Origin of the sequence: Halalkalibaculum sp. DA3122 (assembly GCF_043951865.1) — a bacterium.
GTDB lineage: Bacteria > Bacteroidota > Rhodothermia > Balneolales > Balneolaceae > JAMQKA01.
Genome location: NZ_JBINJF010000043.1, coordinates 1 through 25,565 on the forward strand (window position 1 = coordinate 1; position 25,565 = coordinate 25,565).

The 25,565-nt window shown below is 47.1% G+C and carries 19 protein-coding genes and 2 pseudogenes; 18 read left to right on the top strand and 3 right to left on the bottom strand.

Annotated elements, in window-relative coordinates; all coding sequences use genetic code 11:
* Window positions 1-340: 340 nt before the first annotated feature.
* From ACG2F4_RS17785 to cfa, 9 genes are all read left to right on the top strand, one after another.
* The gene (locus tag ACG2F4_RS17785; protein ID WP_395262279.1) at window positions 341-757 is read left to right on the top strand and encodes a TOPRIM nucleotidyl transferase/hydrolase domain-containing protein; all 417 of its coding nucleotides are present in this window, start codon (window positions 341-343) and stop codon (window positions 755-757) included.
* Between the two features lie 230 nt (window positions 758-987).
* Window positions 988-1,914 (top strand): HipA domain-containing protein, encoded by a 927-nt coding sequence (locus tag ACG2F4_RS17790; protein WP_395262261.1) that lies wholly within the window; start codon window positions 988-990, stop codon window positions 1,912-1,914.
* A 1-nt stretch (window position 1,915) separates the two neighbouring features.
* Window positions 1,916-2,326, top strand: a complete 411-nt coding sequence (locus tag ACG2F4_RS17795; protein ID WP_395262262.1) for a HipA N-terminal domain-containing protein — start codon at window positions 1,916-1,918, stop codon at window positions 2,324-2,326.
* Window positions 2,327-2,545: 219 nt separating this feature from the next.
* Window positions 2,546-3,151, top strand: coding sequence for a Panacea domain-containing protein (locus ACG2F4_RS17800; RefSeq protein WP_395262263.1), 606 nt, complete (start codon window positions 2,546-2,548; stop codon window positions 3,149-3,151).
* Complete coding sequence (locus ACG2F4_RS17805; RefSeq protein ID WP_395262264.1) at window positions 3,138-3,848, top strand: Fic family protein; 711 nt, start codon at window positions 3,138-3,140, stop codon at window positions 3,846-3,848. The genes ACG2F4_RS17800 and ACG2F4_RS17805 overlap by 14 nt, the downstream gene beginning before the upstream one ends.
* A gap of 276 nt (window positions 3,849-4,124) precedes the next feature.
* A complete protein-coding gene (locus tag ACG2F4_RS17810; RefSeq protein WP_395262265.1) occupies window positions 4,125-4,850 on the top strand; it encodes a DUF6088 family protein in 726 nt (241 codons plus the stop codon).
* On the top strand, window positions 4,851-5,828 hold the full coding sequence (locus ACG2F4_RS17815; RefSeq protein ID WP_395262266.1) for a nucleotidyl transferase AbiEii/AbiGii toxin family protein: 978 nt from the start codon (window positions 4,851-4,853) through the stop codon (window positions 5,826-5,828).
* A 697-nt stretch (window positions 5,829-6,525) separates the two neighbouring features.
* Entirely contained in the window at window positions 6,526-8,694 is a 2,169-nt protein-coding gene (locus tag ACG2F4_RS17820) for a carboxypeptidase regulatory-like domain-containing protein (protein WP_395262267.1), read from the top strand.
* 766 nt (window positions 8,695-9,460) lie between these two features.
* On the top strand, window positions 9,461-10,582 hold the full coding sequence (cfa, locus tag ACG2F4_RS17825; protein ID WP_395262268.1) for a cyclopropane fatty acyl phospholipid synthase: 1,122 nt from the start codon (window positions 9,461-9,463) through the stop codon (window positions 10,580-10,582).
* 184 nt (window positions 10,583-10,766) lie between these two features.
* On the opposite strand, the gene ACG2F4_RS17830 is transcribed toward cfa, so the two are convergent.
* Complete coding sequence (locus ACG2F4_RS17830) at window positions 10,767-11,492, bottom strand: isochorismatase family protein (RefSeq protein WP_395262269.1); 726 nt, start codon at window positions 11,490-11,492, stop codon at window positions 10,767-10,769.
* Between the two features lie 589 nt (window positions 11,493-12,081).
* Here ACG2F4_RS17830 and ACG2F4_RS17835 point away from each other — a divergent pair.
* Window positions 12,082-12,228: pseudogene (locus ACG2F4_RS17835) on the top strand (MerR family transcriptional regulator); the annotation flags it as partial.
* Window positions 12,229-12,564: 336 nt separating this feature from the next.
* Here the strand turns inward: ACG2F4_RS17835 and ACG2F4_RS17840 are convergent.
* Both ACG2F4_RS17840 and ACG2F4_RS17845 read right to left on the bottom strand, forming a co-directional pair.
* Window positions 12,565-12,822: pseudogene (locus ACG2F4_RS17840) on the bottom strand (sodium:calcium antiporter); the annotation flags it as partial.
* 49 nt (window positions 12,823-12,871) lie between these two features.
* Window positions 12,872-13,561, bottom strand: a complete 690-nt coding sequence (locus ACG2F4_RS17845; protein ID WP_395262270.1) for an XRE family transcriptional regulator — start codon at window positions 13,559-13,561, stop codon at window positions 12,872-12,874.
* Between the two features lie 204 nt (window positions 13,562-13,765).
* Between ACG2F4_RS17845 and ACG2F4_RS17850 the strand changes: the two genes are divergently transcribed.
* The 8 genes from ACG2F4_RS17850 (at window position 13,766) to ACG2F4_RS17885 (ending at window position 25,137) form a co-directional block, all read left to right on the top strand.
* On the top strand, window positions 13,766-17,134 hold the full coding sequence (locus tag ACG2F4_RS17850; RefSeq protein WP_395262271.1) for a PAS domain S-box protein: 3,369 nt from the start codon (window positions 13,766-13,768) through the stop codon (window positions 17,132-17,134).
* 52 nt (window positions 17,135-17,186) lie between these two features.
* Complete coding sequence (locus ACG2F4_RS17855; protein ID WP_395262272.1) at window positions 17,187-17,561, top strand: rhodanese-like domain-containing protein; 375 nt, start codon at window positions 17,187-17,189, stop codon at window positions 17,559-17,561.
* A gap of 463 nt (window positions 17,562-18,024) precedes the next feature.
* Entirely contained in the window at window positions 18,025-18,234 is a 210-nt protein-coding gene (locus ACG2F4_RS17860) for a hypothetical protein (protein ID WP_395262273.1), read from the top strand.
* Window positions 18,235-18,415: 181 nt separating this feature from the next.
* Window positions 18,416-18,886, top strand: a complete 471-nt coding sequence (locus tag ACG2F4_RS17865; RefSeq protein ID WP_395262274.1) for a hypothetical protein — start codon at window positions 18,416-18,418, stop codon at window positions 18,884-18,886.
* A 107-nt stretch (window positions 18,887-18,993) separates the two neighbouring features.
* On the top strand, window positions 18,994-20,361 hold the full coding sequence (locus ACG2F4_RS17870; protein ID WP_395262275.1) for a TolC family protein: 1,368 nt from the start codon (window positions 18,994-18,996) through the stop codon (window positions 20,359-20,361).
* A gap of 29 nt (window positions 20,362-20,390) precedes the next feature.
* The gene (locus tag ACG2F4_RS17875) at window positions 20,391-21,608 is read left to right on the top strand and encodes an efflux RND transporter periplasmic adaptor subunit (RefSeq protein ID WP_395262276.1); all 1,218 of its coding nucleotides are present in this window, start codon (window positions 20,391-20,393) and stop codon (window positions 21,606-21,608) included.
* Window positions 21,609-21,647: 39 nt separating this feature from the next.
* The gene (locus ACG2F4_RS17880) at window positions 21,648-24,752 is read left to right on the top strand and encodes an efflux RND transporter permease subunit (RefSeq protein WP_395262277.1); all 3,105 of its coding nucleotides are present in this window, start codon (window positions 21,648-21,650) and stop codon (window positions 24,750-24,752) included.
* Between the two features lie 64 nt (window positions 24,753-24,816).
* A complete protein-coding gene (locus tag ACG2F4_RS17885) occupies window positions 24,817-25,137 on the top strand; it encodes a P-II family nitrogen regulator (RefSeq protein ID WP_395262278.1) in 321 nt (106 codons plus the stop codon).
* Window positions 25,138-25,565 lie beyond the last annotated feature (428 nt).

Sequence of the window (25,565 nt, forward strand, 5' to 3'; positions counted from 1 at the left end):
GACGCTATTGCAGTACATCAATTGGCAAAACGATGAACCCATTAATCGCATTAAACATGCATTGGCTGCTTAAGGTTAACCCCTAAACGCGTTCTTTAAGTTTCTTTCGGAAGAAGATAATAACCAGATCATCTACACATCTCATTCTGAGAACTTCATTGACGTTGGTCAATGGAGAGGAATTCGAAGATTAGATAACAATTTTGAAGCACACCCCAAGCAGAATGTTCTAAGTCAAAAACTGAGCTACAAGGGGTATGAACAAACCATCGAAAAGCATCTGAATGATCTCTATAAGTACTATTTTGATAAGTCTGTTATTACTAAGGAACACAACGAAATTCTTTTTGCAAGAAAATGTCTATTAGTTGAAGGCCCTATTGAGAAATATGCTTTCGATGTACTTTCAAATAGGTTCAATTATGAATTTGAGGATCTTACGATCATCAAAGCAAACGGTAAGGAGAAGCTGAAAAACTTACAGCTAATCTGTAAAGCATTTGGGATACCCTACTTCACAGTCTTTGATCTTGATGACAAAGATTATGAAGACGATGAAAATAAGGCGTTAAAATCCTTCTCTGGTGACTCAAGCTACTATACATTTCCTAAAACATTTGAACATGTACTAGGCACACAAAATGCCGACAGAAAGACCTCAGAATCAATGTCAAGAATTGAAGAATTGGACGAACTACCAAAGCCTATAAAAAAGGCTCTTGATGCAGTAGATAATTTCATGCAAGCTTCTAATTAGATTTTCCAATATATCACCAGATTATTCCCTGAAATTCACCTCAAAAAATACGTACTTGGTATTTCCTAAAATCCAACGAACGCTATGTTATGGCCAACAAGCCCCAAAGGGAAAAAGAAACCAACCCCGATCAGTTTCAAGGAAGAATAATCCGAGCGCTAGATTTACTCTAAATGTGCAATCTTAAAAAAACTGATGTTGAACATTATTCCGGGTACAATCCAAATCTTATGGGTTTGGTAGAGCCTATCAGAGAGGGATATTATAAATTGGCAGATGTGGCTGTGTCGGGCAACGCTCCCAAAGATTTTATCAGGATCTATGAATATGGTGAAGCAAGAAAAGACAATCCCCAGAAGTGGCCTGCGTATATTGCCAAAGTGGGACATAAGTGGTATCCCAATGAATCTATAACTGAACAATTCATGACGCGAGTTGGTCAGGAATTGGGGTTTAGAGTAGCAGATTCAAAACTAATGCTGGCGAAAGGGCAATTGCGTTTTCTTTCTAAGTATTTCCTTAATGCTGAAGATGAGCAGTTAGTTCATGGTTCTGAAATTTTTTCAGCACATTTTGAAGATGAGGACTTTGTTCAACAAGTAGATGATGCCGATAAAACAAAAGAACTTTTCACATTCCAATCGATAGAAGATGCAATAACGGATGTTTATCCTGATTCTTCAGAAAATATTTTAACAGATTTTGTAAAGATGTTGTTTTTTGATGCCATTGTTGGAAATAATGATCGGCATTTCGAAAATTGGGGTGTTATTGAAAGTATTAAAGAAGATGCCGAGCCCAGGTTTTCCCCGATTTATGATACGGCAAGAGGTTTGTTTTGGAATTATCCGGAGTCAAACCTTGATGCTTATCTTGAACATGAAAGCAAGTTGGAGTCATATATTAATGGTTCAATGCCAACTACGGGATGGGATAAAAAAGGAGAGTTAAATCATTTTGGATTACTGGAACAGGTGATTTATAACTCTTCAGAATATTGTGATTTTATACTTACATTTGATTTCAATAAGGCGATAAGTGATATTGAAGAAGTACTAAATGATGAGTTTGAAGAATTTTTTAGTACTAAAAGACGTTGTTTAATTGAGAAATGCTTGATCAAACGAATTAACCGGATTAAGAACTTACTCCCATAATATGCTTGAGAAAGCAAAAAATAAGTTAATTAAATATCTCAATCGGCATTCAGAAGGACATGAAGACCTTGAAACCCCTTCAGGTATCAAAGCTGAGTTTGAGTTAAAGTATAAATCCCTGACTGTTGGTTATTTAGAACTCAATGACGGGGTTTGGAAGTTTTCCTATTCTGACGAATTCAAGGAGCAGGATGAACTGCGTCCGATTGTACAGTTCCCAGATACCAGCAAAGTATATGAAAATGAGGAGCTTTGGCCTTTCTTTACTATCCGCATACCCGGTTTGAATCAGCCAGAGATAGAGCATATTCTTGAATCTGAGAATATTGATCGATCAAATGAGGTTGAATTATTGAAGCGCTTTGGGGAAAAAACCATTTCTAACCCTTACGAGCTTGTCGGCGCTGCCTAGATCTTAGCTCCTCCTTTGAGACAAACTCAAGTTGTGGGATAATAGATATTCATTCCTGGAAACGTGGAATATGTCAATAACAGTATCAGCCAGTTGGTTTTAGTGCCAGACGATTTTTGGTAGTAGAAACGTATAGTTTTTCATCTGTAAACTATTTGTATATTCAGAACGTATTGTTAAGGCATAAAGCCCAAAAACCTATTAGCCAATACCATTACGGTGAAAATTAGCCACCTAGCATATTATATCCTGGAAAACTACTCTTCTGTAGAAGGTGGGATTACTCCACTTAAGCTGCAAAAGTTGCTGTATTATACCAAAGCCTGGGGATTGGTTTCCGGGGAGCTTAATGTGGGCGGGCAGTTTAAAGCCTGGAAAAACGGTCCCGTTAATGGCTATATCTATCACCAGTTTAAAGAATATGGCGATCAACCTATTCCAAAACAGGAAGCAGGTCCAGTTTCAGCTGATAAGAAGAAGCTGATTGACTTTATTTTGGAGAGTTACGCTCATTTTGATGCGATCACGCTCTCTGCCATGACCCATGAAGAGGAACCGTGGGAACAAACTCAAAAAGATGAAGTGATTAGCGATCAGGCTATCAAGGAGTTTTATAGCCAGCAGCCATTTGCCAAAAACTTCCCCTTGAGCGAAGATAAACCGTATTACCCTGTTTACACGGATTTCATGTATTCCTTCATTTTTGATTTTCAAAATGATGATGAGGCAAAAGAGGTTAAATTTGACTCCTTTGCCGAATACAAAGAGTTGATGCAACAGTCCAAGAAAGATTTAAAGAATTTCTTCGCCTTTGAGTCCGCGTAGTGCAGAAGTCACCTATCTAAAAAAGCTCATTGAAGACTTTCCCTCTGAAACCGATTCAGAGGATGCCGCTAAAGCATTACAGAAAATTGCCGTTCGATATCAATCGATTGAAGGGGAACAATATTTCCAGGGCATTTCTGCATCAGATTTTAAAGATCTTGATCTATCCAAAAGTCTACCACACATCTTAAAACAGCGTGCCTTTTTAATCCATAGATTTCTCTTCAAAGATATTCTTTCTAATGCGGGGGAAATGCGAAAATCTTCTGACCCAGGCGGTGGCACCATTGGGTTTGGTGGCACGAAACACCAGCGGCAGCGCATGCGATTTAAGGGAACTAACCCCTCCAAAATTGATGAAGAATTGGATAAAGCCTTCTCCCATCTGGGTATAGAACCAAAGGATCCTATCGAGAATGCGATGCGATTTTACCAGCATTTCGTCTATATTCACCCTTTTTATGATGCCAATGGTAGAATCGGGAGGGTAATCGTATCTACCTATCTCAATTTATTTGGCTATTACGTTCAATGGGGAGAATTCGATGGCCCTAATAACAGCAAATTCATCAATAAGTTGAATGCTTGTCATGACCGGATGGAAAGCGGACATACTTTTGAAGAATACTTTGGGTATCTCCTTTCTTTTTTCAAAAAGTATGTGATATCCGTAGATGAGTTGAGTGATTTCGAGTAGATCAAATTCAAGGAATATTTTAGGCTTGTTCTGGGTCTTTATCGATTATTCTCTTTGTCCAAAGCTAAAAAGGAGTGAGTAAAATAACCCCGTAAATGATACGGCTGAAACGCTTTCCCTAAATTTCTGATCAAAAAAAGTCTTTTTATACCCCAAAATCACGGTTTAACAATCTTGGTATGTCAAGTAAAGAGCGTAAATAACTTGACATAGGTAGCGATTAAATGCTATATTAATACAAGCCGTTGAAAGGCCATTAGCATACCACGTAGCATTATGAGTACTGCAAAAAGAATTAAAGATAAAGTTTCCTCCTTTGACGAAGGAACGACGTTTAAGTATAACCAGCTCGGCATTGATAATAGCGAGTACGGGGCTGCTACCAAGGCCATAGAGCGGTTGATATCCAGTGGGGTCGTAAAAAGGATTTCCAAAGGCCTGTTCTACAAGCCCAAGAAGTCGCTGTTTGGCGATTTAAAGCCTAATGAAGAGCAGTTGCTCAAACCCTATATGTACGAAGGCGACAATCGTATCGCTTATATCACCGGCTTGTCCCTGTACAATCAGATGGGGCTAACGACACAAGTTCCCAAAACCATTACTTTGGCCTGCAATAAAAAGAGGATCAATACAGAGATCGATAACCTGAAGATAAAATCGGTCAAAAGCTATGTGGATCCTACGGACGAGAACATCCGTTTCCTGGAGATCCTGGATGCTATAAAGGATTTCAAGAAAATTCCGGATCTGGATATCGATAATGCTATCGGGCAACTTCAAAGTCGCATGGGTGATTTGAGTACTCCCGACAGAAATAGGCTGATTACCTATGCCCTGCAATATCCTCCCCGGGTGCGTGCGCTGCTGGGAGCCTTGCTTACCGATCAGGAATTCAACAGCGCTTTTCCCAAATTGAAGAATAGCCTGAATCCCTTGTCGAGTTACGAGTTCGGTAGTCTTAGCAGTAGCTTGTCCACAGCCCCAAACTGGAATATTGTTTAGATGAACCTACACGAAGATGCCGAAATCTTTCGGGATGCCATAAGGGCTACCGCCGATCATAAGAATATCCGGGAAATCTATATCGAGAAAGACTACTGGGTAACCTATGCCCTTCATGCGATCTTTCATTCGGATATGAAAGACGTTGCCGTATTTAAGGGAGGCACGTCGCTATCCAAATGTTACCAGGCGATCAACCGGTTTTCGGAGGATATAGATCTTGTGGTGTTAGAAGATCCCGACCTATCCAACACCCAAATGGACAAAAGAGTCAGGGACGTCAGCAAAGTAGTCAATGATACTGATTTGGGGGAAGTAGAATTACCCGGGATTACCATGAAACGTGGGAAAAATAGAAAAGTAGCCTACGAGTATGCGAAACATGGGTACGACCAAACCTATGGCCAGGTTCGCGATAAAATCATTGTAGAAGTATCGAGGTTAGGACATTTCGAACCTCATGAAGAAGTAGCAGTTCATTCGTTCATTGCCGACATGATGAAAGCGAGAGGTCAGGAAGAGCTTGTTGCACAATATGGATTAGCTCCCTTTCCCTTGAAAGTACTAACAATAGAACGGACCTTTTGCGAAAAAATAATGTCGCTGGTCCGATTTTCACATGCCGAAAACCCGTATGAGGATCTCGGAAATAAAGTCCGCCATATCTATGACATTCACATGCTTTTAAAGCAACCCGCGATTCAAGATTTCTTTGAAAGCAAAAAGCTGGATGAAATGCTACTTCAAGTCGGTGCCGATGATATCGAAAGTTACGGCGACCAATACGATTGGCTATATGAGCATCCCGCCTCAGCCTTACTCTTTGACAAACCCGAAGAAACCTGGGATAAGATCAAATCTGTTTATAACGGCACTTTTAAAGAGTTGGTTATTGGGGATCTCCCAGAAGATGATGCCGTTCTGAGTGATATTAAAAGGGTTGCTGAGCGGCTGAAATCTATTGATTGGGAGCTATAAATTACCTCTTTACATAGACCGCTCCTTAAAATGCGTCCCCTTCGCATCCAGTTCGTTAATGCCGTGATCCACCGTATTTAAGCCGAAACGATTGTTCAGATGATCTATCGCTTGGTACATGCGTGTAGCCACGGGTTCTCTTGGAAGAAGGGCTCAGTTTGTGTAGTCATATTTAGTTCCGTGGTCCCAAGCATATTGGACCGAAATTTTTTGTCTTGGTTTTTAGTATCGGAACCACCTTGCGCAGGCACTGGCACAGCACGTATCCATCCAGATTGGTTAGCCCCAGTGCCCGGAAGTTAAACGAAAAGCCCTCCTTCTCCGTGTCCTGGAACCGCACGTTACAGAAGAACTACTTATCGGCCTTCTTGCCATAGCCCCGCAGCCGGTAGCAGACCTGCTTGGTGGCTTTACCGAATTCGGCAGCCACCTTCCACGGGTCGTCGGTCCAGGTAGAAAGGTGTGCCCATATGAGACCCGCTCGGGGACGTATTCGGTGTCGTCGCTGACCACCGCCGGTCCTTTCCAGCCACGGTCTCCCACAGCATTTTTCCGAAATACTGGCTGTCGAAACATTTTCTGAAACAGCGGGAGCTAGGGAACAAATGACTATAAGCTAAATATTATCAAATACTTATATGGACCTTTTATATATTGATATTTCTAACTAATCGGTAAACACGATAATTTCAATTCCATGAAATCAATAGTCTTTTTAAGAGGTCCGGCGGCGTTGCTGTTAATATTATTTTTAATGGGTGGATTAAGTGCATGTGATTCCGGTGACGAATCGATCCAGGTTGGCAACGATGACATTAGTGGCGTGGTTACCGGCCCTGAAGGTCCGGAGGCGGGGGTCTGGGTTATTACCGAAACGTATGATCTGCCCACCCGGTATGCTAAAATTGTGGTTACCGATGAAGAGGGGCGATACCTGGTGCCTGATCTTCCGGAAGCAAATTATAGTGTCTGGGTACGCGGCTACGGCCTGGTGGATTCTCCGAAAGAGGAGACCACGCCTGGGACCGTCTTGGATTTGTCGGCGGTGGAAGCGCCCAGTGCGAGTGCAGCAGCTGAGTACTATCCGGGCGGCTACTGGTTTTCGCTAATCGATGTGCCGGGTAAAAATGAATTCCCAGGTACCGGATCAGACGGGAACGGAATTTCACCTGACATCAAAACACAGGCCGATTTTCTGAGAAATATAAAATCGGGAAATTGTATGGCCTGCCATCAACTTGGCAGCATAGGAACACGGAAGTTCCACGATTCTTTTGATCTTGATAGCTTTGCTACCTCGGAAGATGCGTGGGAGCGCCGTGTTCAATCCGGGCAGGCCGGTGGCAGCATGATTTCGAGTATCCACCGCATGGGCCGGGAGGGCGTGCTGGAAATGTTTGCCGACTGGACCGATAAGATAGCAGAAGGTGCGGTACCACCTGAGCCGCCTCGGCCACAGGGATTGGAGCGAAACGTAGTCATTACGCAGTGGGACTGGGCGGACCCCAAGGCCTACCTGCACGATCTGGTTTCAACCGACCGGCGGGATCCGACCGTCAATGCCAATGGTCCTGTCTATGGCGCCCTGGAACTTAGTGCCGATTATCTGCCCGTCCTCGATCCCATACAACACGATTCAAGCCGTGTTCCGTTGACAGTACGTGATCCGGATACGCAGCCGGCCGCTGCACAATCAATGCCACAGCCTTCTCCCTATTGGGGGACTGAACTTATATGGGACAGCAAAGCGAATGTGCATAATCCCATGCTTGACGGGCAGGGACGGGTCTGGATCACGGCTACCGTACGTCCACCCGAAAATCCAGGTTTTTGCAGGGAAGGATCTGATCACCCGTCAGCCCAAGTATTTCCTGTAGATCGTGCCTACCGCCACCTTGGGGTCTATAATCCGGAAACAGAGGAATATACCCATATCAGCACATGCTTCAGTACGCACCACCTGATGTTTGCCGAAGACAACAACAATACCCTGTGGACGAGTGGCGGTGGAGCAGTTGTGGGATGGCTGAACACCAGGATGTTCGATGAAACCGGCGATGACCAAGCCTCCCAAGGCTGGACTCCGCTCATCCTCGATACCAACGGGAACGGCCAACGGGATGAGTATATAGAGCCGGGAGAACCTGTCGATCCGACTATGGACAAGCGTATTACGAATGGGCTATATGCAGTGGCCCCGGCTCCGGATGGTTCGGTCTGGGGATCATCGTTGGGCTATCCCGGCGCCGTCGTCCGTCTTGAGCCGGGATCAGATCCGTCGACGACAGCATTGACAGAACTTTATGAACTCCCGCTGGATGAGAACGGTGAACCGGTTGAAGGATTCTCGCCGCGTGGAATGGACATTGATCGAAACGGGGTAGCCTGGGTTGCATTAGCCAGCGGACACCTTGCCAGCTTTGACCGGCGAAAATGCGAAGAGCCGCTCAACGGACCGGAAGCAACCGGTCAGCATTGCCCCGAGGGATGGACATTTTATACAGAGCCCCTGCCCCAGCTTAATGGTGTGACAGATTCGGGCAGTGCCGAATCCAGCTATTACACGTGGGTGGATCAGTTCAATACACTGGGACTGGGTGAAAATGTACCTATTAATACAGGGAATGAATCAGAAGGACTCCTGGTACTTAATAATGGAGAGTGGGTAGTATTGCGCGTTCCCTATCCCCTAGGTTTCTATACAAAATGGATGGATGGGCGAATTGATGATCCGGATGCCGGCTGGAAAGGACGAGGGGTGTGGGCGACAGTCAGTACCCGGGCCCCTTTTCACATGGAAGGCGGTAAAGGGACGACAAGCAAGGTCTACAAGTTTCAGCTTCGCCCAGATCCCCTTGCGCAATAATAGTGAAGTGCAGTTGATGCAAGCTATGACTATATAGCAATCATCGGGAGGGAATGATAAGGCCTGATTACAGACCATCTACTCTGGATATAACCTGCTTATCAGTAAACTCATAAAACCAAGTTAACTCATTAGGGCTTTGCAAAGCCCTCTCATCCAAATTTATTTTATAAAGCTGGAAATTCAGATCATTTTTAAGCAAATTGAATATATAAATGATAATTAAAGGAGGGATAAGTTATGTGTAAACGAGATGAGTGTCCTGAATGCGGTGCTACTGCCTTGGAAGCTTGTCATAAAGAGCCTGAAAAGGATTACTGTGCAAGAGAAGTTGTTGAATGTCCCCAATGCGGTGCAACCACGGAGGAGCCTTGCCTTGAAGAGGCTTGATCTTAGCTAACTTATGATTAATGAATTCGGAATTCAGCTTATGTCCCCTCTTCTTTTAGTCGCTGTGGACTTGAGGAAGCTGTTTGCCTCCCAAGCATTATTTACAGCTGCTCGTACTTGGTTTATTATTCCATCATCTCACCGGATAAATCATTCCTCCAATTCATAAGCTCTGGAATATGTAGATAAACGCTCATCATTCTGACCAGCATTTTAACTTTCCTCCCCTCCCTTTAGTGCCCATTAACATCTTGGGATACCTCCCGTTTTTTTCTATCGCTGGAAATAAATTGGATATCGAGCCATAAACTGCTAAAATTCTGGTGTGATTCTGTTTCGCGAAAAGTTGTACTCTTAATTCATGAGGGAGGTAGATATGGCGACATCACTAAGAGCAGAAGTTGAAAGGCTGCTGGATGAGGCGGGGATTCGCATCAACGGACCGGAGCCCTGGGATATGCAGATCAACAATGACAAGCTATTGGACCGGATCATGAAGGAAGGCTCGATAGGGCTGGGTGAGGCCTACATGGATGGCTGGTGGGAGGCCGACCAGCTGGATGAATTTTCGAACCGTATTTTACAAGCCGAGCTTGACCGTCATTTTACCGGAACCCTGTCCAAAATCCTCAAGAATGTCACCTCACTGTTCCGTAATCACCAAAACAGCAAAAAAGCCTATGAGGTTGGAGAACGCCACTACGACGTAGGCAATGACCTCTACCAGGTGATGCTGGACCCGCGAATGGTCTACACCTGTGGTTACTGGGACGGGGTGGACAGGCTGGCCGAGGCGCAGGAAAACAAGCTGGACCATGTATGCCGCATCCTGGACCTGCAGCCCGGCGACAGGATACTGGATATCGGGTGCGGCTGGGGCAGCTTTGCACAGTTTGCCGCCGAGAAATACGAGGCGGAAGTGGTCGGGATTACGATCTCAAAGAAGCAGGCGGAGCTGGCGCGCGAGCGGTGCCAAGGATTGCCTATTGAAATTCGCCTGCAGGATTACCGCGAAGTGGACGAGAAGTTTGACCACATTATCTCGCTTGGGATGTTTGAGCATGTGGGCCCCAAGAATTACCGGACCTACTTCCAGGTGGTTGACCGCTGCCTGGACGAAGAGGGCATTTTCGTACTTCATACCATCGGGGCGAACCACTCGAACCGACGGACCGACCCCTGGACGGAGAAGTACATTTTCCCCAATTCCAGGATCCCCTCGATCCGGCATATCGGGCTGGCTATTGAGCATCTTTTTGTAATGGAGGACTTGAGCAATCACGGTCCCGACTACGACAAAACACTGATGGCCTGGCACCAAAATTTCAGCAAGGGCTGGGACCGGATCAAGGACCAGTACTCGGAACGCTTCCGGAGGATGTGGGACTACTACCTGCTGATGGCAGCGGGCGGCTTCCGAGCACGCAAAAACAACCAGTGGCAGATTATATTGACCAAGAAGGGGCGCCGGGGACGGGTTAGAATTCCTGCCTTGTAATGTTCTCTGGATTCGACGAAAGATGAATCGAGGTGGCGATCTGCTCGTCCGTTTTCAGCTCAGCCTTAGGGAAATTGCCACAGAACTGCCCGGGATGATGCTGGACTAGCGGGTAAACCCATGTTCTTCCCAAAGTGACTAGTCCAAATTCGCTTTGGTTGTATTTTGATGTATTGTTTTCCGTTTAAACGGGCTGTTCAAGGAGTTCGACAAATTTATCAGCACTTATGATAGGTGCAAAAATGTTATTTATACGTTCCATGGCAGCGGCCTCATGTTCTGGTTTTTCACAACCAGTGGCATCGCCAATAACAATGGGTAAATATCCGTGGTCACGGGCCAAACGAGTATTTCCCTCTATGCACCAGTCCAGGTGAAGGCCTGTAAATATGATAACTTCAACATCCTTCCTGGATAATTCCACAGGAAGCGGAGTACCGACAAAAGCCGTCTGCAAGGCCCGTTCCCGGAAGTGATTGTCATTGGGGGCCACTAACTCCTGCAGTTCATCGGGAAGTTCATTATCCCATTTTCTTTTTTCCTCTGTCACATCCAGGTCTTCCGTCCATGTCTCATACTGTACCTCATCAAAGATATTTTTGGGATAGTCATCGCGGTATATATCGTAGCCGATCCAGTTAAATGAGACAAAGTTATCCGCTTTTCTTGTTGCTTTTACCACTTTTATCGTGGCGGGAAGACTTCCCCGCGACCGGTGATTTTCATGTCCCAAGGCTCCCTCTTCTTCATAGAGGCATTTATTCTGGCTAACAGAAACAAAAGCAGCCTTTCTTTTAAGAATTTCCGCTAAATTTAGCTTTTCCCATTGGGGAGCAAGCTCGGGGATGGCATGAATACCTCCCTTATGCTTGGCAACATCTGTATCTTCCTTCAATCCAACATTTTCCATTATATGTATCTCCGTTTTATTGTTAACATTTTTTTGTAGATCCGTCGGAATCCTATAAAACAAAAAAGCCCACTCACCTGATTGATGAGTGGGCTTTTAGCTCGTTCGTCTAAATTGTCATTTTCCTTTGAGCAAAATCAAGCAGTAGCTACTCATCCAACAGGTATAATACATGATACCCGGACAACAACACTCGCACATACACCTGTTGGAACGGTAGTTCTTCATTACTTTTAGATAATAGCTGGCTTGAAATTTGAAATTAAATATACCAATCATACCACTAACACCCCAAATATGAATTACTTCATCATGAAGTAAGAACTTAAGCCCCCCCTTGGGGTACACCAATATCGCTGATGAAAAGTGGCACAATATGACCGAAATAGCCAGGTGGGGATGCTGCTGGATTAGTAGGGCGACTTAAACAATCCCTGCTCGTTGGATGCTCACAACATTCTTGTATTGAATCGATAATAAGTGGAGAGAGGTATGATTGAGGATATGGATGAAAAATATTATGGCATTACCACCTACTAATATCGAAGAAGTTGCCCGAAGAACAACTTTCAACAAATAGACGGTCCGTTACTACGAGGAAAGAGACCTTATTCCCACACCTGATCGCAAGTGGACGGGCTACCGCATTTTCACCCAACGACATGTTGATCAGATTAAATTCATAAAACGCGCACAGGAGCTTGGTTTTACCCCAGTGAAATTAAAGAATTGTTAGAATATACGCCTATATGAGCTGACTTCCTGATCAGAAATCAAGGAAGAGGCCCGGCAAAAATATCAAGACGTCACTCAGAAGATTAAGGACCTGCGCCAAATATAAGACACGTTTGTTGATCTCATCGATTCCTACTCAGAAGGTGGACCTATTGATGATTGTCCAATACTCAATGCACTGGAAGGCAAAAATGAAACCGGCCCGGAACTACGACAATGAGCAATGCGAACCACGAAATAATGCTTCACTTCAGTCAACAATCACTTATCCGAAATGTGGCCATCAGTTGAACAGCCAATTGGCCTCATTTTTGGAATTTTAATCAGTCTGTATTTTTTAACTAGACTCTTTTTTATCGGAATGGGTTCTAAGGCTGAATACCACCCAAAAAAATATAAAAACCAAACCCACGATGAGTATTAATCCGTCAAAACGGTTGATTACTTGGTCTATGCTAAGAAAAAAGACTAAAACAGAAACGAAGATCATTAGAGGTACATCAAAACGAATAATCTGTTGAGAAACGGATAGTGGTACAATGAGTGCTGAAAGACCTAAAATAAAAAGGACATTAAAAATAGTATTCCCAATAACATTCCCAACGCTATATTAGCCTCTTCTGATAGAATCACTTCTGGTACCGTTAAACGGGAGAGCCAATCCAGATAATTCGTCCGAGAATTTCGAAATTGGTTTCATTATCAAGATCAATGAAAATGGGATCAAACTTGTCATTCATGGTAGTCAGCTTGATTTTATTGTTGGGCAGGCGCTGGACAAGCTTCATTCGGATAACATCGTCGATGCGGACGATGAAAATGCCGTCGATGGTTGGGTTGGCTTCCCGCCTGTTGACCAGCACCAGACTGCCGGGCTTGACTTCTGGGGCCATGGAATCGCATTGAACGCGGATAGCTATGTACTCTTCTGGATACGTGTCAAATACAGACTCCAAAAAATAATTACCCAAAGGAAGGGTGCTGGGTGGGGATTCCCACTTATCAGCCGCCAATGAGCCCTCGGAATCGTTTTTCCGGGGTTTCATAAAATAGAGAGGCACTGCAGTAAAGTCGGGTATATTGTCAATTTGTTCTTTTTCCAGTTCTAAATTAAGAATAGGTCCCACACCCGAGAACAGCCACTCTATGTTAATTTTATTCTCACTTTTGAGAAGCTCAGTTAAAAAACCAATGTCGGGATTAGTTTCTCCATTTCGATATCGGTAGTAGGTTGCTCGACTGCATTTCCCCATTTTAGCCATTTCAATCGGGGTTTTTCCCAATACTTCTTCAATTTTCTTGAGACGCTTGGCAAATATTTTACTCGCAACCATTTTTTTCTCCTAGATAAATCTTGTTTTTGAGATTCGGTAATACTATTGTTAAATTTTGCAAGAAATTTACTTTTCTCCGTGGTAACAGGATGATTAGTGTAATCATTCTTTGAAATTTTATCATCAATTACTTGTTGCTGGCTGTTAAAAAAGCTTTAGGGGTTATTTTTTTAGATTACGAATATCAAACGTACCGGGGAACAGATGGAGACTACGAGTAAGTTGCTTTTCGAGGAAAATCCAGTACCCATGCTGTTCTTTTCTGGAAAGGATCGTATAGTTGAGGATGTGAATCAAGCCTTCTCGGAGCAGTACAGAGAGCGCTCCGAAATAATCGGTCGCTCGCTCCATGAAGCTGCCAACCCCATTCCACGGGACCTTATGTCAGAAGAAATTGGTACCTTCGCAGGCAGGGAATACATCACGTTATACCTTCCGGACCAGGGAAGTGTCTTGGTTGAGATGCTGATCAGACGGGACGATTCGGACGAGAACTCCAGGTATCTCGGTGTCATACAGGAACTGTTTCCTCCCATGCACTGTGAGAACTGTATCGATCATCCCCTCTTTAAATCGGTTTTTGACAAAGCCCTGGATATGATACTTGTAGCCGACGACAACGGGTCATTTGTCCAGGTGAATGAAACGGCCTGCCGGAAGCTCGGGTACGATAAACAGGAGCTGCTCGGGATGGGCGTGATGGATATCACGCATGGCCCGGCCCGTTCTTACGGCAACAAAAAATGGGATGATTTCCTCCAAACCGGTGTGGACGAGGGGGAATATGTCCTAGAGACCAGCGACGGGGACCTGCTGCATGTGGAGTACCGCGCCGTGGCCAATATCCGACCGGGCCAGCACCTGTCCATCCTGCGTGATGTAACCCCCTTCGAGAAGCTCCGCAGCCGGGAGCATTTAAAAAGCCAGGCCATTGAATTAACACATAGCGGGATCGCTTTCTTAGATTCGGAGTTTCGAATCCAGCAGGCCAACCGATCCTGCCTGCAAATGTGGGGCTATAAGCAGAAAGTCGATCTTAGAGACCGCTCTTTTTCAGAACTGTTTACAGATGCTGGCAAGCTTTCTGACATAGAAAACTTGTTGCAAGAGAAAGGCGAGTGGAGCGGAGAGCTATCGGCACGCCACAGGGACGGGTCCGATTTTGTAGTATCCTTAACCATCGACGCTGTTGCTGGAGGTGTAGATGCCCCGCTGTCCTGGGTGGTCTCCATGATGGACAGGACCGAGCTTCGGGAGACCCGGCAGGCCCTTAAAACCAGTGAAGCCCGGTTCCAGCGACTACTGGAATCGGCCCCGGACGCCATCCTGATTGCTGAAGAAAACGGCGAGATCATTTTTTGCAATGCCAAGACCGAGGAGCTGACGGGTTACGAGGCGGAAGAACTGGTCGGTCAACCTGTCGAAAAACTGGTCCCCGAGGCGGCCCGCGTACAGCACATGCAGCACCGCAAGGAATATGCCCAGAATCCCCATAAACGCCCGATGGGTTCTGGGCTGGAACTGGAGGCGGTCCGCAAGGACGGGACCACCTTCCCGGTGGACGTTATGCTGGGTCCACTGCAGGAAGAGAACGGGGTCAGCGTGTTGGCGATCATGCGCGATATTACGCGTTTCAGGCAGGCCGAGCAGAAACTCAAAGACGAGCAGGAGTTCACCGGGCTGCTGCACAATATTACGGTCATAGCCAACCAGTCCAACAACCTGCGGGAGACTCTGGAGCAGAGCATTAGGAAGATATGCCGGTATATGAACTGGCCGGTCGGTCACGTCTACCTTCCCGCGGATGACGGGTCTGGCGAATTCTATCCCACCGATATCTGGCATCTGGAGCAGCCGGAAAAATATGAGGCCTTCAAGCGGCTAACGATGGTTACCCGCTTTGCTCCTCAAATGGGAATGATCGGGGATGTTATCGATACCGGCAGCCCACAGTGGTATATGAACGTTCATGAAGACCCTCGGTTTGTTCGCAGGCTCCCCGATGTGGACCTGCAGGTTCGGGCCTGTTTCGGCCTGCCGATTTTGGTGGAGGAGAAAGTTGTAGGGGTGCTGGAGTTTGGATCCCCGGCAGTACAGGCCAGCGATGCCCTGCTGGTGGAAAAGATGGCTACGATCGGGCACCAGCTGGGACGTGTGGTTGAACGTCGGCAGGCCGGGGAGCAGTTGAAACAGAGTGAAACCAAATTCAAAACGCTCTTCGAAACCAACCTGGATGCGATCCTGATTCTGGGAAGAAACCGGGTACTCGACTGTAACAGCAGTGCCGAAGAGCTGTTTGGCATACCGGAAGAGGAGCTTATCCGGCGACCCATCGATGAGTATTTTCCCGAGGTTCAACCCAATGGCAGCCAGTCCAGGACAAATTGTGTGAAAAAGATCAGGAACGCGTTTGAGGGGACTGACCAGTTTTTTGAATGGCGTTTCGAGCGAGCAGAAGGCTCATATTTTGATGCAGAAGTCAGCCTGATACACATGAAGCTGGATGGGGTCCCCCTGGTCCAGGCGATTATCCGGGATATCACCGGCCGCAAAAAGGCCGAACGACAGATGCAGAAGAATATGGTTCTGTTCAGCCAACTGTTCCAGAACTCACCGGTGGGTGTTATTATGAATAATGCAGAGGGCAAGGTTATAAATATAAATTCCAGCTTCCGGCAGATGTTTGGATACGAACTCTCGGAGCTGAAGGGCAAAGAGATTGATGACTTTATTGTGCCCGAAGCCGATGAGGAATACGCTGGCGAAATTAATGAGCTGGCGTTTGAAGGCAACGCATTTAGAACGGAAGTGACCCGCATCGATAAAGAGGGAAACGAGGTACCGGTCCTGCTGGGCGCGGTGCCGGTTCAGTTTAAAAACAAAACGATAGCCACATTCGGCATGTATATTGATATATCGGACCGGAAAAATGCCGAAAATGAGCTGCGAAAATCTTTGCGGGAGAAGGAGGTACTGCTGAAGGAGATCCACCATCGCGTTAAAAATAATTTGGCTGTCATTACAGGACTCTTGGATTTACAGGTGGACCAGACGGTTGACTCGAAAGCCACGCAAAAACTGAGGAACAGCAAGTCACGGGTTCACAGCATGGCGCTTGTGCACGAGCAACTTTACCAGACCGAGCTATTTTCCAGCATCAAATTCGATGACTATATCAAGGATCTTGCCACCACCATCAGTTCAACTTTTCATGACACCTCTACTGAGATCACATTTGTATATGAGATGGAACCGGTGCAGCTTACGATGAATCAAGCAGTGCCCTGTGGCCTGTTGTTGAATGAGCTGCTCACCAACAGCTACAAACATGCTTTTACCGACCGGAATGAAGGGGAGATAACAATTTCTCTGACGGAGCGGAAACAACAGGTAAAGCTGGTGGTGGCCGACAACGGGAAAGGCCTGCCCGAAGAAATGCGCGAGGGGCGTACGGATTCACTCGGTATGACACTTATCCACACCCTGACCAGCCAGCTGGAGGCCACCCTGGAAATCGCTAATGGTACAGGGGCTTGTTTTACGCTACAGTTTGAGAAGGAGGATAATGAGTAACTTTTCTTAAACGTGATAAAGAAATAAATTGTAAACAGTTTGATTAGCTAGAATGCCAGTAACATATACACAGCGTTACAAAGCGCTCATCAATGATGCACTCAAGCGGGTTGTTGAAGTAACACCTGATCAGGTCTGGGAAATGTTGGAGGCAGGAAGTGATATTGAATTGGTCGATGTTCGGGAAAAAGATGAGTGGTATAAAGTGCGTATTGCGGGAGCCCGCCATTTATGCAAGGGCATTATTGAGCGTGAAATTGAGCGGGTTATCTCGGATCCGAAACAGGAAATCATCCTGTACTGCGTGCGGGGATATCGGTCTGTATTAGTGGCCGACAATCTTCAAAAAATGGGATACCGTAGTATCAGATCCATGAAGGGCGGCCTGCACTCCTGGATAGAAGCGGGGTTACCGGTTGAATATTGATTATTGAGTATCGCTTGGGTAATCCCTGCACTTCCCGAAAATGCGATACGTGAATAACTGCATCAGTCTTCGTATTATCAAAACCCTGTCATTTTCAGGGGAACTTGAATAATACAGATCATATCCATTCTACACTGTACGATCTTGTCATAGTATCGCTTAACACAGTAATGCCGTGGTATCCCATAATATCCGACTCATCTGCATTCCAGTCCCTCAACAGTTCAGGAATGATCTAGATATTAGTTTCGCAGGCAAAATTCAAAAATTATTAGTAATCAATAAATACTTTAGTTTTATCATGTTGTTCCACTCCTTCCCAATCTGTCCCATCCTTTAACACCCTGTTGCACCCTATTCCAGCCCATCCCGGGGCATTTTTCCTGATTTGAAATAGTGTTACGTTAGCATCAGTTGTTAATCACAGTGGTGCTATTGCATTACGCTAACCAACACTACCCCGATGCCTGAAACGCTGGAAAATCAGCCAACCGAGACCCAACAGCGGGACTACGCCACCTGCCTGAAAGAGCTGGAGCAGGGACTGCCCATCTTTGGCCGCATTACTGGTACCACCAATGGGCTCCAGCAGGTAGAAAAGGAGCTTCCCTTCAATTTCCGGCAGCCCTTCAATGTAGTCAAAGCGATATTCAAATTGGAACCCGGCTTGTAATCCCTTTACAGGGACATCGAAGAAGATTTTATAGGGAATTTATTCGGAAAGTTTTCAATAAATTATTTGGGTAGCATAATCCCTTCTTTAAAAAGGCAGTCTCAATTAACAAAGACTGCCTTTTTGCTTTTTTCCCTCCCGGCTATTCCCTAACTTTGGGTTTGATTTAAAAGATTTTCAAATGCACCAGATCCAATCCACATACAAGAAAAGCCTCAAGGGCATCACGCTTGCCCTTCTTTTCCTGTTTGGACTGCATTTTTTGAGCATTCACGGATTTGTGGATAGTCTTGTCTATTGTTTTGAGGAAAACGGGCAGATCAACATCGAATCCGAGGCCGGCTCCCTCTTTGCCATACCCTCGGAAGATGTAATACATGCCGAGGATCAGCATGATCATGATGAACCTACCTATGATACTGTAGACGATAGCCATCATGATGTATCGCTGTCCCTGATCTGTTCCAAGGAACAACAAACAACACGTTTCGATCAGGAACGCACGCTCAAACTCCTTAATGGTATTCTTTACAGCACAGTTGAAAACCTCCCGCAATCACGGGTCTTTCAACTTGTTTCGTACATGCCTCCCTTGATTGAGGATACGATAACAGCTTCGCTCAAAACGGTTGTCCGTATTCTCTACCACTAAGTAGTTCCAGCCCTTTCCATATCGCCATTTCACTTGCAAGTAAGGAACAATTATATCCTGCCGGTTCTGCTTGCCCCCCTATAACAGCAAAAATTGGCTGGAAACACATGAAATTATCAAAAACACTACTGGCCCTCGGCATGCTTGTGCTTGCTGCCGGATGCGCCACAGAAGAAACATTGATCGAACCACCTTCAGAAAGCACACTGGGAGATAAAGTCTATGAACGTTCTCCTGCTTTAAATCAGAATATTAATCCGCAGGATACCGCAACCAAGGTCACCATTTCCGATACACTGACCTTCTCGGATGCCCTGTCCAAAGCCCTGCTCGAAAATCCCCGGCTGCAAAGCTACGGCTGGCAGGTGCGCGTGAAGGAAGCCGAACGCATTCAGGCCTCGCTGCTTCCCAACCCAACGCTCAACGCCGAAATCGAAAACTTTGGCGGCACAGGTCCCTTTGAAGGCTACGATGGCCGAGAAGTAACCGTCAAGTTAGGACAGAAAATCCTGCTGGGTGCCGACCGTCTGAAACGCAAGCGATTGGCAGGCGCCACCAAAGAACTGGCAGGATGGGACTATGAAGCCCAACGGTTGGACGTGCTAACCGGTGTTACCAAAGCGTATATCTCAGCACTGGAAGCTCAGCGCCAGTGGCAGCAGCAGAAAGAGCTGGTCGATGTTGCGCAAAACCTGTACAACTCAACATCTGCCCAGGTGAAGGCCGGTAAAGTCTCCAAGCTGGCCCAGACCAAAGCACAGGTTGAGCTATCCCGCGCTAAAATTGACCTGGAAAATGCCCGCAGCCAATGGGAATCCGCTCGTAGCTCGCTGGCTGCCTACTGGGGGAGCGAGCAACCACAGTTTCAACAGGTAAAAGGGCAGCTGAGTATGCCTTCGGCCATCCCCGAGTACGCCAAGGTGCAAACCTATATCCAGCGCAATCCAGATGTGGCGCGTTGGGCTACCGAATTGCAGCAGCGAAAATCTGCCCTTGACCTTGCACAAGCTAGAGGCATTCCCGACATCACTGTGAGTGGCGGATACAAACGTGCGGAGGATTTGGGAGCAAGCGCCGCCATCGTGGGCGTGTCTATCCCGCTGCCGTTCTTTGATCGCAATCAGGGGAATATCAAAGCGGCTAAGTATGAATTAAGTCGCCTGGAAACCCAACGGGAAGCGGCCGTCTCACAAACCTACAAGGCCTTGCAAAAGGCGTACAATAAACTGGAAGCAGCTGCCCACGAAGTCAACCAGCTGCAAGAGCAGGTACTACCCGGAGCCAAAACGGCTTTCGAGGCGGCCCAGACCGGCTACCGGCAGGGTAAGTTCGATTACCTGGAAATGCTTGATGCCCAGCGCACGCTCTTTTCGACGCGCACCCGCTTCATCCAGGCCCTGGCTGAATACAACCGGGCCGTAGCCGAAGTCGAACGACTTATCGGCACGCCTCTCTCTGAAATTTCAGCAAACTAATTTTTTGAATGAATATGGAATCAGCAATCATGAAGAATCTAACTGTATTATCGCTTATCGGACTTCTATTAGGAAGTCTTTTAACAGGCTGTGGATCTAATTCCGGTTCCCAGGCCCACACGCAAACCGAACAACATCAACAAGGATCGCAGCACAATGAAGAATCCAGTCAACACACCCGTGAAGTACACCTGACCGAGAAGCAAGAAAGTAGCCTGGGTATCAAGGTGGAAACACTATCTGAAGGAAATGCCTCCTCGACTATTTCACGCCCGGCCAGTGTTGGATACGATCTGGATCAAATTGCTAAAGTGGGTCCCCGCATCGAGGCGAAGGTTGTTAAAGTCATAAAAGACCTGGGAGATCGAGTCAAGCAGGATGAACCGATTGCGCTCATGAGTAGTGTAGGCCTGGGCAAAGCCAGAGCAGAATATATTCGACTGCGAACCGAGTTAAAAGCTGAAAAGGCACACTATGAACGAGAAAAATCACTTTATGAACAGGAGATATCGAGTCGTGCCGAAATGTTGCAAGCGGAAGCCCATTACCAGGAAGCAAAAGCTTCTTACAATGCAGCAGCCGAATCACTGCGGCTTTATGGTCTGAGTAAAGAAGATGTTCAGAATATCGAAGCAGGCAGCGATGAGCCCTTGTCTCATTTTTACCTGACAAGCCCGCTCGACGGGGTAATTCAAGAACGGGATATTTCGCCCGGACAAACGATTAGTCCCAGTGAGACGCCCATCCACGTGGCGAACCTCTCCAAAATGTGGGTCATAATCGATGCCTATGAGCAGGATATCCGGTATCTGGACAAAGGACAAAGCGTAAGCCTCTCAGTCCGAAGTATCCCGGGAGAAACCTTTGAGGGAAAGACGGACTGGGTCTCTTATAGCCTCGAAAAACAGACCCGAACCATGCCGGTTCGCGCGGTTGTTGAAAACCCGAACCGGAAGCTGAGGGCTGGGATGTTCGGCACTGCTCGCATATCAACAGGGAAAGAACGGAACGTAGCCATGATTCCCATTGATGCGGTACAAACGATTGAGGGTGAGCAAGTGGTCTTTGTCCCTGGCAACGAGAATGGCAGCTACAAGCCGGTCGAAGTGATGCTGGGTAGCGAAAATGAAGGCTACGTGGAAATTGCCTCGTGCCTGAAACCCGGCCAGCAAGCCGTCATCACCGGAGCCTTTGACCTGAAGTCCGCTCTTACCGCTAAGGGCCGAAGCGCATCCCACGGACATTAACTGCTCGTTGCAATATCGAATTTCTCAACTGACAGATTTATGCTTCAACAAATAATAGACAAGGTATTAAAGAATCGTTTGACGATCCTCATTTTGGTGGCGGCCGTTGGCGTCTATGGATACTTCTCTTTTGAGGATGTCCCCATCGACTCCTTTCCGGACGTATCGCCCACCATGGTGCAGGTCTTTACCTCCAGCCCCGGTCTTTCCCCGGTGGATGTGGAGACGCAGATCAGCTATCCCATTGAAATCTCGATGTATGGGCTGCCCAAGCTGGATCGCGTGCAGAGTACCTCCATCTTCGGGCTTTCGCGTGTGAATATATACTTCGAGGACGGCACCGACATCTATTTTGCCCGCCGGCTGGTCATGGAGCGGCTGTCCAAAGCCAGGGAATCTATCCCTGATGGGCTGGGACAACCGCAACTGGGTCCCATTACTACGGGACTCGGAACCATCATGATGTACGAAGTAACCAACACCGACACCGCCGACCACTCCCTGATGGAGCTCCGCACGGCCCAGGACTGGATCTTGAAGCCCCAACTGCGGACCGTACCCGGCGTTACCGGAGTACTCTCGCTGGGGGGCGATGTCCGCCAGTTCCAGGTCAATGCCGATATGAACGCCCTGATTTCACGCGGGCTTACCCTGGCGGATCTGGAAAAAGCCATCAACAGCAATAATCGCAATGTGGGTGCTTCTTTTCTGGAACGGGGCGGCGAAGAATACCTCGTCCGCGGCTACGGTTGGATTAAGCCAGACAAGCAGGGGCTGGAGGATATCCGAAACATCATTGTCAAAAACGCTGGTGGCACGCCCATTTACGTCAAGGATGTCGCCAAGGTGGGATTCGGCTCCGAGATTAAGCGGGGTACTCTTATTAAAGACCAAGAGGAATCGGTGGGGGGCTTTGTGCTCAAGCTCATTGGCACGAACACGCAGGACCTGCTGGCCCAAATCGATCAAAAGATCGATGCCATTAATAAAGCACTGCCCGCCGGCATGGTTATGAAACCCTTCTACTCGCAAGGGCAGCTCGTCAGCAAAGCCGTAGGTACGGTCAGTAATGCCCTGTACATGGGGGCCATTCTCGTGCTGGTCATCCTCTACTTTTTTATGGGGGACCTTCGCTCGACACTTATTATTATATCCACCGTTCCCATTGCATTTTTGATTGCCTTCATTGGGATGAACCTCATGGGCATTTCGGCGAACTTGATGAGTCTGGGGGGCTTGGCGATCAGCATTGGGATGATCGGGGACAGTGCCACCGTGATCGTGGAAAATACCTACCGCCTGCTGGAAGAACGGGATACCGAAAACGTATCCCTGGTGCGGGTGGTAGGCGAAGCGGCACGGGAAGTCATACGTCCGGTGATTTTCGCTACCAGCATTATTATCATTGTATTTATTCCCCTCTTTTCGCTGGAAGGCGTCGAAGGTAAAATGTTTAAGCCCCTGGCCTATACGATTACCTTTGCCTTGGCCGGAGCGATCTTTCTGGCCCTGACCTACATCCCGGTCATTTCCAGTTTTATCCTGCCGGATAAAGGCATGGACAAAGAGCCGTGGCTGGTCCGCAAAGTAAAAGGATTCAGCCGTCCACTGATTGAAAAAGCCACCCAATTCCCCCAAATGGTCTTTGGCGGAGCTCTCGTCCTGTTTGCCGCAAGTATGGCCGTGTTCCCCTTCCTGGGAACCGAATTTCAGCCGACTCTCCGGGAAGGTACCTTTGCGGTACGCTCTGTACTCCCTCCGGGTGCTAACCTCCCGACTACCAAGGAATACACGAAGCGTATCCAGGAGTCGATGCAAACCTTCCCCGAAGTGCAGGGGATCTTTTCCCGCGTGGGACGTGCGGAAGTAGGCGGTGATCCCGAACCGGTAAACGTGGTCTTCAATGTGGTGAACCTCAAACCGCTTGATGAGTGGGAAGCCGGACGCAGTTATGAAGAACTGCAATCGGCCATGGCTCAAAAACTGCAGGAAGACCTGCCGGGCGTGGCTTCCAACTTTTCCCAACCCATCCAGCTTCGAACGGATGAGCTGCTCAGCGGCGTCCGCGCCCAGGTCGTTGCCAGCCTGTATGGGGATGATCTGGATACCCTGGCTCAAAAAGCCCAGGAGATTGCCGAGGTCGCCAAAAGCGTAGATGGAGCTGTGGATGTCCGCGCTCAGCAGCAGGGTGGCAAACCGCAAATCCTGGTGCGACCCGATCGCGAGCAGCTGGCGCGACTGGGCATCAGCATTGACGACTTTCTGAATACCGTGGAAACCGGTATCGGGGGCTCGGTAGCCGGACAGGTATTCGAGGGCATTCGCCGCTTCGATATCTTCGTGCGACTGCAAGAGAACCAGCGGAAGCGCATTGAGCAAGTGCGGGAGTTGCCCGTCCGAACCACTAAAGGTTCCCTGGTACCACTCTCCCAGATTGCAGATGTGGAAGTCTTTACCGGGCCCAAGCAAATATCTCGCAACAAAGCAAGTCGGCGTACCTACGTGCAGCTGAACGTACGTGGACGGGATATGGGAAGCGTTGTTAACGAAATCCGTCAAAAAGTCGAAGAGCAAGTAGATCTTCCCGCCGGTTACTTTACCGAATACGGTGGACAGTTTGAAAACCAGCAGCGCGCCATGAACCGCCTGATGGTGGTTGTCCCCATTACCCTGGGACTGATCTTCTTTATGCTATTCTCCACCTTCGGCAGCTGGCGCTATGCGGTGCTCATCTTTCTGAACATCCCGTTTGCTACTATCGGAGGGATCTTTGCCCTCTGGATATCCGGGCTGTACCTGTCGGTTCCAGCTGCGGTAGGCTTTATCGCGATCTTCGGTATTGCGGTACTTAACGGACTGGTGATTGTATCCTACATAAATCAGCTGCGGGAGGAAGGTATGTCCACCGAGAAATCGGTCGTACAGGCTTCCCTGTTGCGCCTGCGTCCTGTACTGATGACGGCCCTGACCACCGGTCTCGGGCTACTTCCGCTACTGTTGGCCAATGATATCGGATCCAACGTGCAGCGCCCGCTGGCGGCTATCGTTGTCGGTGGCCTGTTTACCTCCACGCTGCTTACGCTGGTGGTACTGCCGACCATCTACAAGTGGTTTGCCGAACCGGTCACACACGCCGAACTCTAAATTTTAAACAGCAGACCTGTTAGGTTTTCGAGACCTGACAGGTCTAATTTAACCATCTAATATTATGAAAGAGATCAAAGCTTTTATTCGAACCAACATGATCGATTATGTTATTGACGCCCTTGAAAATCTTGAGAATGCCCCCGGAATCACCCTGAGTGACGTACGGGGCTGGGACCATGCACAGGAAAAAGAGTCAGCTCAGCTTGTAGAGCGTATTAAGCTGGAAACCGTAGTACCCACAGAAAGAGTAGAAGAAATTATCTCCGTAATCGTTGACAAAGGTCATACTGGAAATTATGGTGATGGAAAAATTTTCGTTTCCAGTGTAGAAAAAGCCGTACGAATCCGAACCGGAGAGACTGACGATGATGTCATACGATAACCAACATCCCATCACGATCCCTAAGGCTGTCGCTGCCTGACGGTAGCGGCAGTATTTATTCTATGCTGTAACAGTCATATCGTTGAGTATCTTAAAAAACTTATAACCCAACAGATTTGGTCAGAATGGCCGCTGGAAAAAGAAACCAAAAAGTGGGACTTGGGTATCAAAAGTACTTCCATAGATTTAACTTTTCCCATTAAAATAATATCAATACTCGGCGTTCTTTTAAGCTTAATTTAAGCCTCTCCTCTGTATAATACTGAAAGAACTACTGTAGATAGTTATTTTAAATACTGTAATACGCTTGTCATCATACAATTAACCGGCTGATACCATGGAACACTCACACGAACATATGAATCACGGTCACAATCACAGTGGCGAGCATCCTCACAACCATGACCACAAACACGATCACAAAAAGG